Source organism: Neisseria weixii, from assembly GCF_042658245.1.
Classification (GTDB): Bacteria; Pseudomonadota; Gammaproteobacteria; order Burkholderiales; family Neisseriaceae; genus Neisseria; species Neisseria weixii.
On sequence record NZ_JBHSPY010000043.1, the window covers coordinates 1 to 15,087 of the forward strand.

The following is a 15,087-nucleotide window of genomic DNA, read 5'->3' on the forward strand; positions in this document are numbered from 1 at the left end:
ATCAGTTTGTTTTGCTTGTACTGACTTAAACGGCTTCTTCTCATAGGGATTATTCTAACCTGAAATTAGATTTCCCTAGTTATCTAGTACAGCCCCTAAAAAAGAGAAGGCCGTCTGAAACAATATCGTTTCAGACGGCCTGTTGAGATGTGTTCAACCGAATCAAACATCTTGCCGCGCTTCGCAAGTCGTACCTAATGCGACCCAGCTTTTACCGCCGGGCAAGACGATTTCCGACACCAGCCTGTCCATGTCTTTCACATAAGCATCCGAATTCGGGCTGTTGATCACCACCACCACGACTTTGGGCTGCTCACCCAGCCAATAGCCTGCCAATGCACGCACGTTTTTCAGCGTACCGGTTTTCAAGCGCAGGTTGTCGCCGGCTTGTTTCAAACGTGTTTTCAGCGTGCCGTCGACACCGGCAATCGGCAAGGTATTGATAAATTCTTCTTTATAGCGACTGAAATAGGCTTGTTCCAATAATTGCCCCATCATTTTCGCCGTGACGCGTTCTTTGCGCGACAAACCCGAGCCGTTTTCCAACACCAAATTGGTGGTATCGACACCGGCCATGCCCAATTCCAGCTTCACCGCCGAATCCGCACGATGTAAAGCTTCGTGTAAATCTTTGTCTTGCCCCAGTTTTAAAAACACCGAACGCGCAATCAGATTATTGGAAAACTTGTTCATATCCGCCAGAATCTCGCTCAAAGGCTTGGATTTCAAGCTGGCTAACGTCTTGGCTTCAGGCGGCGTAGCAGCGACCTTAAGGCCGTCTGAAATCGTGCCGCCGGCAGCGCGCCATTGATTGATGAAACTGCGGTAGGCAAAATCTTGCGACGTGAGCATGTTGACATACAAAGTCTCGCTCAAGCAGGTTTCCGGCACATTGCCGCTGATAATCAATGCGCCGCCGCTGTAGCGGCCGCTCATGTAACGGTTTATGGATTTGCACTCGGCGGCAGAAGGGATAATGGTGGTTTGGTTGTCGAGCTTGATATTGGGCAGCGGCGGATTGGTCGTCCACACAATATCGCCCAAAGGATTGCGCTCGCCCTTCACCGCCACCACTTTATAGGCCAAGCGGTTGGGATCGGGCGGTGTCATGTAGGTTTCCGCTTCGTCGGCGGCAAATTCCTTGCTGTTTCTGATGTCGCCCCACAGGCTGCGGTCGAGCACCAATTGTCCGGCAATATTGCGGATTCCGCGATCGCGCAACTGCTGCTGCAAAGCAATCAGGCCGTCTTGATCGAGCACCGGATCTCCACTGCCTTCCCAATAAATATCGCCGTTGAGCGTATCGCCGACAACAGGTGCCGCGCTTTTGAAGTGGGTTGTCCAACGGTAATCCTTGCCCAAGGCTTGAAATGCGGCAAATGCGGTCACCAGTTTCATGGTAGAAGCCGGATTCACCGATACGTCTGAACGGTAGTCAATCTGCACTTTACCTGTGTCCAAATCCTGCACATACACCGAGATTTCATCGGCACGGATTTTGCCGAAGTTTAAGGCCATTGCGGGTAAAGAGAAGGTGGCGAGCATAAATATGGCGAGAGACCGGGGGAATTTCATAGAAGACTTCAAAAATAGCGTTAACCCGTTATTATAAAACAAGGCCGTCTGAAATTCATGTATGCAGCCGTTAAAATAGAAATAAGACAAGGCGATAAAGGCTGCCGTGTGCGCCTAATACATTAAGGGAGCCGGCAACGCTGTGTTGTTTTTATTTTAAACGACTATACTTTCTGCGGATATGAGGCATCTCACGGCATACTCCATCCTATATCTGAAGACGAAATATTGTTTTCAGACGGCCTTTTCCTTACCCGAGCCCGAAATTTCGGCATCGGCCCAAATCGTTTTATAATCAAGAAAACCATTGTAAACCATACCGTTAATCCGATTCTCATTTACCATGATCCGACCCTTTCCACTGCCGCTTTGGCTACGCCGCTACAATCGCGGCTGTCTGAACCAAGACATCACGGCCGGTTTGATCGTCGGCATCATCGTGATTCCGCAAAGCTTGGGTTATGCCGCACTGGCAAGCTTGCCGCCTGTGTATGGCTTATACAGCTCGATTGTGCCGGTGTTGGTGTATGCGTGGATTGGGGCAAGCAACGTGAATGCCGTGGGGCCTGTGGCCGTGACCGCCATCATGACTGCCCATGCTCTGCAAAACCACCCGCATTTGCCGCCAGAACAATATGCGCTGTTGGCCGGCTTTTTGGCTTTGCTGATGGGCGCATTGTTGTGGCTGGCTTCGCTGTTTCGCTTAGGTTGGATTACCCGCTTTATCAGCCAAGGAGTGACTGCGGGTTTTGTGACCGGCGCATCGATACTGATTTTTATCAGCCAAATCAAATTTTTAATCGGTGTTAACCTTTCCGGCAGCACCATCATCGATTACGCTTTAACATTTATCAACCGCATTCACACGCTGCATTTTCCGACGCTGCTGGTCGGTGCGCTGGCGTTCGGCCTGTTTTTTGTTAACCGCTATTACCTCAACCGCTGGTTATCGCATTGGCTTACCCCGAAAACTGCCCAATTTATCGTGCGTCTGTTACCCTTAATTATCATGATGGCGGCGGTGGCATTCAGCTTAGTGTTCGATTTTCAACAGCGCGGCATTGCTGTGATTGAGTATGTGCCGGCCAAGCTGCCGCATTTCACGTTGCCGTTTTCAGGCGGCCTGAATGATGTGTTAAACCAAGCCATTCAGCTGCTGCCCACTGCCGCCTTGATTGCGCTGATTACCTTTGTATCCAGCAACTCCGTGGCCGCCACTTGCGCGCGCAAGCGGCAGGAAGCCTTCGACACCAATCAGGAATTCAAAGGCTTGGGATGGGCTAACATCATCGGCGCATTTTTCCAAAGCTTTCCCGTGGTCGGCGGTTTCTCGCGTACGGCGGTCAATGTCGATGCAGGTGCGCAAACGCCGTTGGCCGGCATCATTTCGGTCGGCGTGATGGCGGCCTTTTTATTGCTGCTGACCGACTATCTCGAACCCCTGCCCTATGCCGTATTGGCGGCCAACATCATGGTGGCGATTCTCAGCATGATGGATTGGAACACACTCAAGCGCGCCGCCCGCAGCGATAAAACCGATGTTGCCGCCTTTCTGACGGCCTGCTTCGGCGTATTGCTGTTTGGTTTGAATATCGGTTTGGTGTTGGGTATTTTAGTGTCGTTTGCCGGCTTGATTTGGAAATCAAGCCATCCTCATTTAACCATTGTCGGCCAAGCGGCAGACGGCCACTTTCGCAGCATCAAGCGCTATGCCACGACGCAATACAGCAGCCTGCTGATTGTGCGTATCGACGAAAGTATGTTTTACGGCAACGCCCAACCAATCCGTCATTATTTGGAACGCAGCCTAGCCACGCACCCCGGCTGCAAGCATTTGATTTTAATGCTTTCCGCCGTAAACGATATCGACTTAACCGCGCAGGAAATGCTGCTCTCGCTCAATTACGATTTGCAAAAGCAGCACATTTCGCTGCATTTTGCCGATATCAAAGGCCCGTTGGTAGACAAGCTGCAGCACTCAGTGATGATGAAAAGCCTCTCCGGCAATGTTTTTATCAGCACCGCCGAAGCGGTCGACACGCTTTTAAAAGAAGAAAGCGTGTGGTCGCCGATGATTTGAAGCTGGTTGGGTAGATAAAACAAGGCTGAGACCGTTGCAAAACCCCGGATTTGGCACATTTCTTTGTTATCCGCTGCTCGAAAGCTTGCCTATCTTTATGGTATGTCTGCACTTTCTGCGCCGCTCTCACCTCGAACTGTACTCAAATCTGAGGTTTGCAAAGGTTTTAGGCCGTCTGAATATTCAGACGGCCTTGTTTTATCTAACATATTTCACATATCCTGCACATCCACATCCACGCTCCAGCGGATTTTGCGGTCGCGGTTTTGCTGCAACACCTGCACCCACAAGCTCACCGCATGATGCAAATCCTTGCGCGATGCCGATTCCAAAAAAAGTTGCGCCCGTTCGCGTTCGGCCAGCCGCACCATCAGCATGGGGGCGGGGCCGAATTGGGTCACGTTTTCTTGCAACAAGGGCTGAACCACGGCTTTCATCTCATTCAAAAAATCCATTGCCTGAGCCACATTCGGCGCGTCGGCGCGGATGGCCGTCTGAAAACCGAATGGCGGCATGGCAAACATTTCGCGCTCGCTCAATTCGTTGGCGGCAAAATGGCGGTAATCCTGCACTTTCACGGCGGCAAATACGGCATGGTCGGGCAATTGCGTCTGTATCAGCACCTGTCCTGCTTTGTCGGCACGCCCCGAACGGCCGGACACCTGCATAAGCTCGGCAAACAAACGTTCGGGCGCGCGGAAATCAGAGCTGTATAAGCTGCCGTCGGCGTTCAACACAATCACCAGATTCAGCTGCGCGAAATCGTGGCCTTTGGCCAGCATTTGCGTGCCGACCAGAATATCCACATCATCAGCGGCAATGCGTTGGTACAAATCCGACCAATCGTCTTTGTGTGACGTGCTATCGCGATCCACGCGCACCACTTTGGCTTGCGGCAGGAAACTTCGCAGCGTTTCTTCCACGCGCTGTGTGCCGTGACCGACGGCGGTCAAATCCTGATTGCCGCAATCGGGGCATTTGTAAGGCACCGGCTCGCGGTGGTCGCAATGGTGGCAGCGCAATTGCCGGGCGCGCTGGTGCAGCACCATCTTGGCCGAACAATTCGGGCAGCCGAAGGTATGGCCGCAATCGCCGCAAAACAAGGCCGGTGAAAAGCCGCGACGGTTGAGATACACCAACGACATACCGCCCGCTGCAAAATTTTGCTGCAGCAATTTCAAGGCTTGCGGCGAAAAGCCGTTATCGAGTTTCAGACGGCCTACATTTAAAACCTCCACTTGCGGCAGCTGCGCGGCAGTGTGGGCCCGTTCGGTCAATTCAAGCAACTGATAAGCGCCGCTTTGGGCTTTGTGCCAGCTTTCCAGACTCGGCGTCGCGCTGCCCAACACAATCGGACAATCCGCCTGCTTCGCCCGCCACACCGCCAAATCACGGGCATGGTAGCGCAGTTCGTTGTCTTGTTTAAACGACGAATCATGTTCTTCATCCACCACAATCAGGCCAAGTTCACTCATCGGGGTAAATACTGCCAGCCGCGTGCCGATGACCAATTTCGCCTGTCCCGACATCGCGCGCAGATAATCCTGCGTGCGCTTTCCGGCGGCGGTCTGGCTGTGTAACACGGCGGTCGGCACATCGGCAAACCGGTTTTGCACGCGTTTCAAAAGCTGCGGCGTCAAATTGATTTCGGGCAGCAAAAACAACACCTGCTTGCCCTGCGCCAACACTTGGGCTATCGCGTCGAAATACACTTCGGTTTTGCCGCTGCCGGTAATACCGTAGAGCAAAAACGGTTGAAATTGCCCAAAGGCCGTCTGAATCTGCTGCGACGCGTGTTGCTGCTCGGCGTTTAATATGTGTTCAGACGGCATCAAGCTTGATGCGGCAGCATGAAACGTGTCTATCCAGTCTTGCTGCGCCCATTCGTCTAACAATTTTTCTGCTTGGGTGTGGATTTTTTTCAAATCAGGCAAGGTTAGGCCGTCTGAACACAAAGCATGCCAAAGGGCATATTTTTTATGGAAGCGCTCAGGCGGCGGCGTTTGCTTTCTACCGCATTCGTTTAAGCGGTAAACCAGCGGCGGCTCAGGCATAACCGCGGGCTTAGCTTCCTTCAAACCTTGCGGCAACGCAGTGAACACAGCCTGCCCCAGCGGATAATGGTAATAACGCGCGGTAAAGGCCAACAGCGCGCGCCAATCCTGCGGCAGTGGCATTTCGTCGGTGAAGGCCGTCTGAATGTTTTGAATCTTAAGCACATCAATATCCGGCGTGATATCATTTGCCCACACCATGCCGGCTTGCAGTTTGTTGCGAAACGGCACCACCACGCGCGTACCCGCCGGCAAGGCTTCGTGATACGCATAAGTCAGCAGGCCGTCCGAAAGCGGCACATTAAGGGCAATATGATGATAAATCATAATTCAAATCAGCTATTTGTCATTGTTTTTCGCCTGATGGTTCAGACGGCCTGAAAAAAGCTATTTTATCAGCAAGCGATACAGCAATAAACTTATCTGCATAGCGCACCGACTTTTGTTACAATGCGTTTTTTACATTCTCATTCAGAACAACATGAAATTAAAATTAATCAATACCTTACTTCCCCTAGCTATGCTGCCTTTGATGGCTTGCGGCCAAACCACCGTGACCAATAAAGGCGCGGTTTCCGCTCCTGCCGCAGTCGCTTCTGCTACCGCACCGAAAGCCGCCGACAAAAGCGTGGCCGGATCACTGAAAACCAAGCTGGAAAAAGTATATGAAGCGCAGGATTTGAAAGTGATGAGCGTGGGGGAAACCCCGATTCAAGGCCTGTATGAAGTGGTCGTCAGCGGCAATCAGATTATCTACACCGATGCCGAAGGCGATTACATGCTGGTTGGCGATATGATTGATGTAAACTCGCGCGAGAGCCTGACCGACGAGCGCAAGGCGGAATTAAACAAGCTCGATTTCGACAGCCTGCCTTTGGATAAAGCGGTTAAAGAAGTGCGCGGCAACGGCAAATTAAAAGTGGCCGTGTTCAGCGATCCGGATTGCCCGTTCTGCAAACGCCTGGAACACGAATTTGCCAAAATGACCGACATCACGATTTACAACTTCATGATGCCGATAGCCAGCCTGCATCCTGATGCGCAGCGCAAAGCCGAAAACATCTGGTGCCAACCAAACGCAACCAAGGCGTGGACGGAATGGATGCGCGAAGGCAAAACCCCGCCTGCCACCAAAGCCTGCGACAATCCGGTTGCCGAAACCATGTCTTTGGGCGAGCAACTGGGTTTTACCGGCACACCAACCATCGTGTTCCCGAACGGCCGCACGCAAAGCGGTTACAGCCCGATGCCGCAGCTTAAAGAAATTATTGAAAAAAACCAAAAGTAAATTGGTTTGGATACATCAAAGGCCGTCTGAAGGTAATATTCATCTTCAGACGGCCCGAGACTTTTGCAAAACCTCAGATTTGCGCGTAGTCCGAAGTTAGAGCACAGAAAGCGCAGGCATATCACAAAGACAGACAAGCTTTGGGGCGCATAACGAAGAAATGTGCCAAAGATGGGGATTCTGCCAAGGCCTCGGCCTTCTTCATTAAATCAGATGCGCATTATGCCTTTACAATATCCGACAGCGGCCAGCGCGGTTTCACATTAAAACCGGCAGCCTGTTGCCTATCCTGCAAACGCATGGCTCCGGCAAAGGCAATCATCGCGCCGTTATCGGTGCAATAAGCCATCGGCGGGAAAAACACGCTTACCGCTTCTTCTTTGGGCTTCGGTTTACCTTTTTCAGACGGCATGGTCACACTCAACCGGCTGAATTCATCGCGCAGCTTCCAGTTCGCCCCTACTCCGCCGGCCACCACCAACGTGCGGAAACCCGTATCCAACAAGGCTTTTTTTGATTTGGCGATTAACACATCCACCACCGCATCTTGAAACGCGCGGCAAATGTCGTTGCGTGTTTGCTCGGGAATCTCATCGCTACCGGTTTGCGTGCGGACCTTTTCCACCGCAGTTAATACCGCGGTTTTCAAGCCGGAGAAACTCATCTGCAAATCGTGCGAATGCCGCATCGGCCGCGGGAAGGTAAACGCATCAGGGGTGCCCAATTTGGCCAACTCCGACAATTTTTCCCCGCCCGGATACGGCAAGCCCAACAGTTTGGCAGTTTTATCAAATGCTTCGCCTGCCGCGTCATCAACGCTTTCTCCCAGCAAAGTGTAATCACCGATACCGCGCACTGCCATAAACTGCGTGTGCCCGCCCGATACCAATAAGGCGACAAACGGAAATTCCGGTTTTTCATCTGCCAGCAGCGGTGACAATAAGTGTCCTTCCAAATGGTGCACCGGAATCACCGGCTTATTCAGCGCAAAAGCCAGAGCATTCGCATAGCTGGAACCGGCCAGCAACGCCCCGCCCAAACCGGGCCCTTGGGTGAAGGCCACGGCATCAATGTCGCCATAGCTTACGCCTGCTTCCTGCAATGCCCCTTCGGTGAGCGGCACCACGCGTCGAATATGGTCGCGACTGGCCAATTCAGGCACTACCCCGCCGTATTCGGCATGCATGGCCATTTGTGTGTGCAGATGATGCGCCAGCAAACCGCGCTCGGTGTCATACAAGGCAACACCGGTTTCATCACAAGAAGATTCAATTCCCAATACCAACATCGCTTTTAAGGCCGTCTGAAAAAAATAATACTGTATTTTAGCCGATTTTAATCTTGTTTGCTGCATAGATTGACGAAGACTATGCTCATAATCTGAGGCTTTAAGAAGATTTCAGATAGTTTATGCGCAGCAATTTGCGTAAGTTTCCGCAGGTTTTGCAAAGAGTCGTAAGTCAAGTGGTAAGAAAATTCGGCAAGGTAAAAACTGGTTTAACTGCTTGCCGATTTTTTCGAGGCAGGGCTACAATCCGCCACATTCCAATTTATACTTGAAGAAAAGGAATCTATCATGAATAAAACCAAATCTTTGATGTTGACCGGTATTTTGGCTCTGTTTTCCGCCAGCGCCTTTGCCGCACCTGTGCCGTCTGAAATCTACAAACCGGCCGGCGCAAAAACCATCAAAGCCGACCGCCAAGGCAATGGCGAATTTGAATACGAAGCCGAGCTGTCTTCACAGAATACGTCGATTCCTGCATTGGCTAAAAAAGTGATTGCCCATGCTGAAGACAAAGGCTTCAAAGTGGTCGAATCTGAAATCAAACGTGACGATGCGGATTTGAAATTCAAACGCGGTAACCAAGAATTGGACGTATCGATTGAAGATAAAGACCATGGCCGTATCGAATACAAAGCCGATTTGGACTTGAATAAAAACTGATTAATAAAAACTGATTGGATTTAATCCGCTTGAAAGACAAAAGGCCGTCTGAACAACAGACGGCCTTCTTTTTTTAATGTTTCGGTTTTATGTTTTGACTAGAGCGGATTAGCTTAACTTTCGCTACGGCGTTGCTGCACCTTGCCGTACTACTTGTACTGTCTGCGGCTTGCTGCCTGGTATCGAAGTAATTAAATCCGCTATAGATTAAAAAGCCGTGGACTGCAACGTTTCAGGCGGCCTTTACGATGAGATTTACAACGTGCCGTAAGAGTGTAATCCGCTCAAGAACATGTTCACGCCGATAAAGGCAAAGGCGGTCACAAACAAGCCGATAATCGCCCACCATGCCAATACGCGGCCTCGCCAACCAGCCACCAAGCGCAAATGCAGCCAAACCGCGTAGTTCAACCACACAATAAACGCCCATGTCTCTTTCGGATCCCAGCTCCAGTAGCGGCCCCATGCATCCGCCGCCCACAAGGCACCAAGAATGGTGGCAATGGTGAAAAACAGGAAACCGACGGCAATCGCCTTATACATCACTTCTTCAATCACTTGCGAAGCAGGCAGCCATGATTTTTTGCCTTTCCCTCCGCTGCGCAACGCCCACAGTTCCGCCACACCCAGCATCGCGGAGATACAGAATGCGCCGTAACCGATAAAGTTGGCCGGAACGTGAATTTTCATCCACCAAGACTGCAAAGCCGGAACCAAAGGCTGAATGGTGTGCGCTTCACGCGAAATGCTGTACCACAACACAAAACACACCACTACCGCCATAAAGGTATAGACGAATCCGCCCAGCTTCTGCAGGGCAAAACGGCCTTCGTAATACACATACATCAGCCCGGTAATCACCAAGAACAAAATAAACACCTCATAAAGGTTGGAAACCGGAATATGCCCGGCATCAGGACGCAGCAAATAGCTTTCATGCCAACGCACAAGCAAACCGGTAAAGCCTGCAACCGCAGAAATCCAGCCGAATACCGTACCCATACCGAGCAAGGTATTGGTTTCCTGATGTCGGCGGTTGGCAATAATCGTACCGGCAATGTAGGCAAACAACGCAAAAAACACAAACGCGCATTGCCACATAATCGCCAATTGGCTGCTCAGGAAATATTTCAGCAAGAAGCCGTCCGAATGCTTGATGTCGCCCGCGTACAAATTCACCGCTGCATAAGCCAAAGCGAGGCACAGCACGATATACCAGCGCATCGGTTTGAAAAACCAGCCCAGGAAAACGGCAATGCCTGCGCTTGTCCACAAAATCACCATTTCGTAAATATCCATGTGGTGACCGACGTGGGTTTGCGCAAAATAAGCAATGGCGGCAATGGCTAAAGCAAAGCTCCAATCCAAGGCATTCAGACTGCGCATAAATGATTTGTGTGTTAAAAGCTCATGCTCGGGCACGGCTTTATTTTGTGTGGTCATGGTTTAAATCCTTCGCCAGCTGTTGCAAACGCTGGGTGTGTTGCGGAAATTCTTTTTGTAAATCGCGCTCGTTGCGGCTGGACGACATGGCAAAGCGGATGCGGCCGTCTGAAAACAGCAGCCATGCGCGTTTTTCACGGATATAGAACATGAAAATCGTGCCCAACACCAGCAAAACCGAGCCCAAATACACCAATGATGCACCCGGTGAACGCGTCATCTGCAAGCCTGATGATCGCACTTCGGTATAGCTGTCCAGTTGCAGCAGCATCGGTGCCGGATATTCGGTCAGGCCGGTGTAGGCATCCATGCTGTGCAGCACAAAACGATTACGATCATCATCTTGCGGCCAAGCGGGTAAATGATATTTTTTCAGGGTTTCATCGACTGCGGCATTCATCACGCCAAACAGCATTTGATAAAAATAGCCCTGCATTTTTTCCTGCTGCTCTTTTGGAATATTTTTCGTCACAAACTCATCCAAGGCCAAATAGCCGCCTTGCGCGAAAATACTCAAAGTATTGGTCGCTGCCTGTTTGAACTGCTCACTGATTTCAGGCGGCGCACCAAGTGTAGCCTGTTGCACCACTTTATTGCGTGCGCCTTCGTCTTTCAGCAATTCGCGCAAAGCCATAAAGGTATCGATTTTACCGCTTTTATCCATCGGGATACGCAGCCAGCGGTATTGTTGCGCCAAGCCTGCACGTGTGCCGGTAATGAAGAAATAGTCTTCTTCCTGCTTAATCGGCAGCATGTAGTTTTTGTATTCCACGGCCTGCCCGGCGCTGTCGCGCAAGCGGTAGATAATCGACGGGCCGATGTTGGTGAATTTTTTGTTTTCCTGAGACACGGCACGCACATCGTTAATCGCGCCCTGCAAACCGGCATCCGCTTTTTCAGACGGCTTGCTCATGTCTTCAACGTTCATCGCCGTAAACTGATCGAATTCCAAGCGGTATGAGGTATCGCCGATGTTAAACGGAAAATCACGCATAGACGTGGCTTTCAGCTCAATCGATTGACGGCTCGGGTCGCTCAAACTCCACGCTTTGAATTTCAAATCCGAACCGCCGTCGGAAAAGCTGGCTTGGTAAATAGTGATACCATGCAAAGTCAGCGGATGGTTCACACGGATGGTTTGTTCGATTTTCTCACCGGTGGCTTTGTCGGTAACTTCCAAATCACTCGCAAAATCTTTCGGCATGCCGGTATCGTAGAAATCGATGTGGAATTTTTTCAGCTTCACTTCAAACGGCAAATCCTGCACCAGCATACCGTTGTCGGCATTGACAAACACCACGTCGGCACTCTGCCCTTCGTTGATATTGACATTGCCGCGGAAAGACGGATTGGCCTTACCCAACACGCTTTCAGGCTTGAAGTCTTTGGCATACATAGCGTTGTTGTCCGGCACAATGCGGCCGGTGAGCATACCTACTTTAAGCAATAAATTACTGTCAATCAAGCCACCGATACAGATCACAATCAGCGCAATATGGGCGAAAATATAACCCCATTTATTCATCGCGCCTTTTTTGGCGGCCACCAAAACCGAACCGTCATCACGCTGCACGGTTTTGGTGGAAAACCCCTGCACTTCCAAATAACGCTGCGCCACTTCCGGTGAAAGCTTCTGCGGCAGCTCAGTAGAGTGGCGCATAGCCGCCAGTGATTTTTCTTTGGCATTTTCACGGAAGGATTTAATCTCTCGTAAAAACGGCGGTACATTGCGAATCAGACACAAGCTGGTCGAAATCACCAAAAACAACATGATGATGACAAACCAAACCGACGCATACACATCGTACAGACCCAAGAAAGCGAAAATTTGCGACCAAAACGGGCCGAATTTCACCACATAGTTCACTTGCGGCTGATTCTGCTGCAATACCGTACCGATAATCGAAGCCACACCCAACAAGCTCAACAGGGCAACGGCAAAGCGCATGGAGCTTAAAAAAGCAAACCATGGCCGGCGGATAAACGGAACGGGTTTGGAAGTAGTGCTCATAAAATGTAGATTCTATACAACAACTTTAAAAATACCATACAAACCATCTGATTCAATTAATCAGAAAATATCAATAATTATTTTAAATGATTTATTACCGTATGTGCTTAAGGCCGTCTGAAATCAAATCCTTTCAGACGGCCTTATTATGCAACTGGTTAATCGTGAAGATTAATGCAGACCTTGAATGAAGTTACCTACTGCTTCTAATTCTTCGGCCGACATGCGTTTGGCAATATCCTGCATCATGGCGTTTTCACGCTGACCGGTTTGGTAAGCCTGCATTTGTGCCACGATATAGGCTTTGTGCTGACCGCCAATACGCGGATAGGCAATAATGTCAGCGCCACCCCCCAGCATACCTGCACCACTTGGTCCATGGCATGACATACAGGCCGGTACTTTCTTATCCGCAATACCGCCACGGAAAATTTTCGCACCCAATTCCGCATTTTCTTTCGGATTGGTTTCACCCGGTTTGGCTTGCTGTTTGGCATAGAAAGCAGACACATCGCGGATGTCTTGTTCAGACAAACCCATTACTAAAGGCTTCATCGCCGCAGCAGAGCCGTGGGTACGTTTGCCTTCTTTAATGTCCATCGTTTGTTGGAAAATATAAGCCTCGTGTTGGGCAGATACTTTCGGATACATGGCAATACCGCTGTTACCGTCGGCAGCATGACATGCCGCACAAACGTTGTTTGCAATTTCTTTGCCTTTTGCCACATCGGCTTTGGGTGCAGCAGTTACCGCACCTGCCGCCAGGGCTAAAGCCAATAAAGTGAATCGTTTCATGGAGTGCTCCTGATTACAGCATTGCGTAGCGAAACAATGCCTTTTTTATACTCATAATACCGGATATATTTTTACCGGATTCAAACCGATGATTCTATAAACATGGTATTCTATACTAAATTTACATTAAATTACTACTATGAATCTCTTCCAAAACGCAAAATTCTTCACCACTATTAACCATTTAAAAGATTTGCCCGACACACCGGCCGAAATCGCCTTTGTCGGACGCAGTAATGCGGGCAAATCCAGCGCGATTAACACGCTCACCAATCATGTGCGCTTGGCTTACGTTTCCAAAACCCCCGGCCGCACGCAACACATCAATTTCTTCGAACTGGCCAACGGTAATTTTATGGTTGACCTGCCCGGCTACGGTTATGCACAAGTGCCGGAAGCCATCCGTGCACACTGGGTCAAACTCTTGGGCGACTATTTACAGACACGCCGCCAACTCATTGGATTGGTGCTGATTATGGACACCCGACACCCGTTAAAAGCCCTGGATATCCAAATGTTGGACTTTTTCCATATTACCGGCCGGCCGGTGCATATTCTGTTGTCAAAAGCCGACAAACTTTCCAAAAATGACCAAATCAAAACACTGAGCGAAGTGAAAAAATCACTCAAACCTTACATGGAACGCCAACACATCAGCATTCAATTATTCTCCAGTTTGAAAAAACAAGGCATTGAGGAAGTGAATAAAGTCGTCGGCGAATGGTTTGCCCGCCATCATGAAGAAATCGCCGGTATGCAACCCAACGATTGAGACATTGTAACCGAGCGCAGCCCATGCGGTATTGATAAACCGCAAATCACAACCAAAAATTGAACTGCGTCCCAAATACTTGGACAAGTTGAGAATCTTTCAGACGGCATGCAAAGTTTGTCCTATTCAATGCCAAATCACCGAGGTCATGCTCAATGACCTGCCGACAATGTCATCATTAAACAGCATTGCTTTGCCACCATCGGCCGCGCCGATTGCATACAGCAGCGGCCAGTAATGGCCGGGCGACGGTGCGGCAAGCTGCATTTCGGGCGGATAGGCGGATTCATTGGTCAGCGTGGCGGTGTCGTTTTCCCGCACACGCGCGTTAACCCAATCTTTGATGCTAACCGCCCAATCATACGGCGGCACCGGCTGCGTGCGGCTGCTTGGCTGGCATCAGGCGCAAGTTGTGCACAATGTTGCCGCTGGCCACAACCAACACACCCTGTTTGCGCAAAACTGACAGCTTTTGCCCCAATGCAAAATGGCCGGCAAAATCAAGATGCATATTCAGGCTCAATTGCACCACGGGAATATCGGCCTTGGGAAACAGATGGCACAGTACGCCCCAAGTGCCGTGATCCAAGCCCCAATGCTCATCAGCAACCACATTCTCCTCAGCCAAAGCGGCACGCACTTTTTCTACCGTTTCCCTACTGCCTGCCGCCGGATACTGCATGTCAAACAAGGCTTGCGGAAAGCCGCCGAAATCGTGAATGGTGCGCGGTTGTTCCATTGCGGTAATCGCTGTGCCATCGGTACACCAATGGGCAGAAACGGCCAAAACAGCCTTGATTTCATCGCCGTATTGCTGTTTTACTTTTCACCCAGCGTCGCCCACGCTTGCGAATACGGCGTGTTTTCAATGGCATTCATCGGGCTGCCGTGACCTAAAAATAAAACCGGTAATCTCATGGGATAGGCTCAATCAAGTTTAGATGAAGATAATATAATGTTTGCCTATTTGTTTATCAATAATGATTGAATTAATGCTATTTTTCTTTTAAAGAAATAAAAGGCTGTCTGAAATATTTCAGACGGCCTTTGTATCATTCAATCAACTTAAGCTAAGAATCCACCCAAATTGAGCAGGAACAACACGGCAAAACCCACCAAGT

General features: G+C 50.1%; 12 protein-coding genes. 4 read left to right on the forward strand and 8 right to left on the reverse strand.

Annotated features, from left to right (window positions below):
• Positions 1 to 162: 162 nt before the first annotated feature.
• Positions 163 to 1,545 carry a D-alanyl-D-alanine carboxypeptidase/D-alanyl-D-alanine endopeptidase gene (gene dacB / locus ACFPVS_RS12720; RefSeq protein WP_378595829.1) on the reverse strand — a complete coding sequence of 461 codons (1,383 nt, stop codon included), beginning with the start codon at positions 1,543 to 1,545 and terminating at the stop codon, positions 163 to 165.
• Positions 1,546 to 1,918: 373 nt separating this feature from the next.
• On the opposite strand from dacB, the gene ACFPVS_RS12725 reads away from it, so the two are divergent.
• A complete protein-coding gene (locus ACFPVS_RS12725) occupies positions 1,919 to 3,655 on the forward strand; it encodes a SulP family inorganic anion transporter (RefSeq protein ID WP_096295870.1) in 1,737 nt (578 codons plus the stop codon).
• Between the two features lie 212 nt (positions 3,656 to 3,867).
• Here the strand turns inward: ACFPVS_RS12725 and ACFPVS_RS12730 are convergent, their stop codons facing one another.
• The gene (locus ACFPVS_RS12730; protein ID WP_096295871.1) at positions 3,868 to 6,036 is read right to left on the reverse strand and encodes a primosomal protein N'; all 2,169 of its coding nucleotides are present in this window, start codon (positions 6,034 to 6,036) and stop codon (positions 3,868 to 3,870) included.
• Positions 6,037 to 6,190: 154 nt separating this feature from the next.
• Here ACFPVS_RS12730 and ACFPVS_RS12735 point away from each other — a divergent pair, with 154 nt between their 5' ends.
• A complete protein-coding gene (locus ACFPVS_RS12735; RefSeq protein ID WP_096295872.1) occupies positions 6,191 to 6,997 on the forward strand; it encodes a DsbC family protein in 807 nt (268 codons plus the stop codon).
• Between the two features lie 220 nt (positions 6,998 to 7,217).
• On the opposite strand, the gene tsaD is transcribed toward ACFPVS_RS12735, so the two are convergent.
• A complete protein-coding gene (gene tsaD / locus ACFPVS_RS12740) occupies positions 7,218 to 8,285 on the reverse strand; it encodes a tRNA (adenosine(37)-N6)-threonylcarbamoyltransferase complex transferase subunit TsaD (protein ID WP_096295873.1) in 1,068 nt (355 codons plus the stop codon).
• A gap of 288 nt (positions 8,286 to 8,573) precedes the next feature.
• Between tsaD and ACFPVS_RS12745 the strand changes: the two genes are divergently transcribed.
• Positions 8,574 to 8,945, forward strand: a complete 372-nt coding sequence (locus ACFPVS_RS12745) for a hypothetical protein (RefSeq protein WP_096295874.1) — start codon at positions 8,574 to 8,576, stop codon at positions 8,943 to 8,945.
• Positions 8,946 to 9,200: 255 nt separating this feature from the next.
• Here the strand turns inward: ACFPVS_RS12745 and ccsB are convergent, their stop codons facing one another.
• The 3 genes from ccsB to ACFPVS_RS12760 all read right to left on the reverse strand — a co-directional run bounded on the left by ccsB (position 9,201) and on the right by ACFPVS_RS12760 (position 13,194).
• Positions 9,201 to 10,388, reverse strand: coding sequence for a c-type cytochrome biogenesis protein CcsB (ccsB, locus tag ACFPVS_RS12750; protein WP_096295875.1), 1,188 nt, complete (start codon positions 10,386 to 10,388; stop codon positions 9,201 to 9,203).
• A complete protein-coding gene (locus tag ACFPVS_RS12755; RefSeq protein WP_232507606.1) occupies positions 10,372 to 12,336 on the reverse strand; it encodes a cytochrome c biogenesis protein ResB in 1,965 nt (654 codons plus the stop codon). The genes ccsB and ACFPVS_RS12755 overlap by 17 nt, the downstream gene beginning before the upstream one ends.
• 234 nt (positions 12,337 to 12,570) lie before the next feature.
• Positions 12,571 to 13,194 (reverse strand): c-type cytochrome, encoded by a 624-nt coding sequence (locus ACFPVS_RS12760; RefSeq protein ID WP_096295877.1) that lies wholly within the window; start codon positions 13,192 to 13,194, stop codon positions 12,571 to 12,573.
• A 139-nt stretch (positions 13,195 to 13,333) separates the two neighbouring features.
• On the opposite strand from ACFPVS_RS12760, the gene yihA reads away from it, so the two are divergent.
• Complete coding sequence (gene yihA, locus ACFPVS_RS12765) at positions 13,334 to 13,966, forward strand: ribosome biogenesis GTP-binding protein YihA/YsxC (protein ID WP_096295878.1); 633 nt, start codon at positions 13,334 to 13,336, stop codon at positions 13,964 to 13,966.
• A gap of 126 nt (positions 13,967 to 14,092) precedes the next feature.
• Here the strand turns inward: yihA and ACFPVS_RS12770 are convergent, their stop codons facing one another.
• Positions 14,093 to 14,338, reverse strand: a complete 246-nt coding sequence (locus ACFPVS_RS12770; RefSeq protein ID WP_198345286.1) for a class III extradiol ring-cleavage dioxygenase family protein — start codon at positions 14,336 to 14,338, stop codon at positions 14,093 to 14,095.
• Positions 14,325 to 14,753, reverse strand: coding sequence for a DODA-type extradiol aromatic ring-opening family dioxygenase (locus tag ACFPVS_RS12775; RefSeq protein ID WP_198345287.1), 429 nt, complete (start codon positions 14,751 to 14,753; stop codon positions 14,325 to 14,327). Before ACFPVS_RS12775 ends, ACFPVS_RS12770 begins: the two co-directional genes overlap by 14 nt.
• Positions 14,754 to 15,087 lie beyond the last annotated feature (334 nt).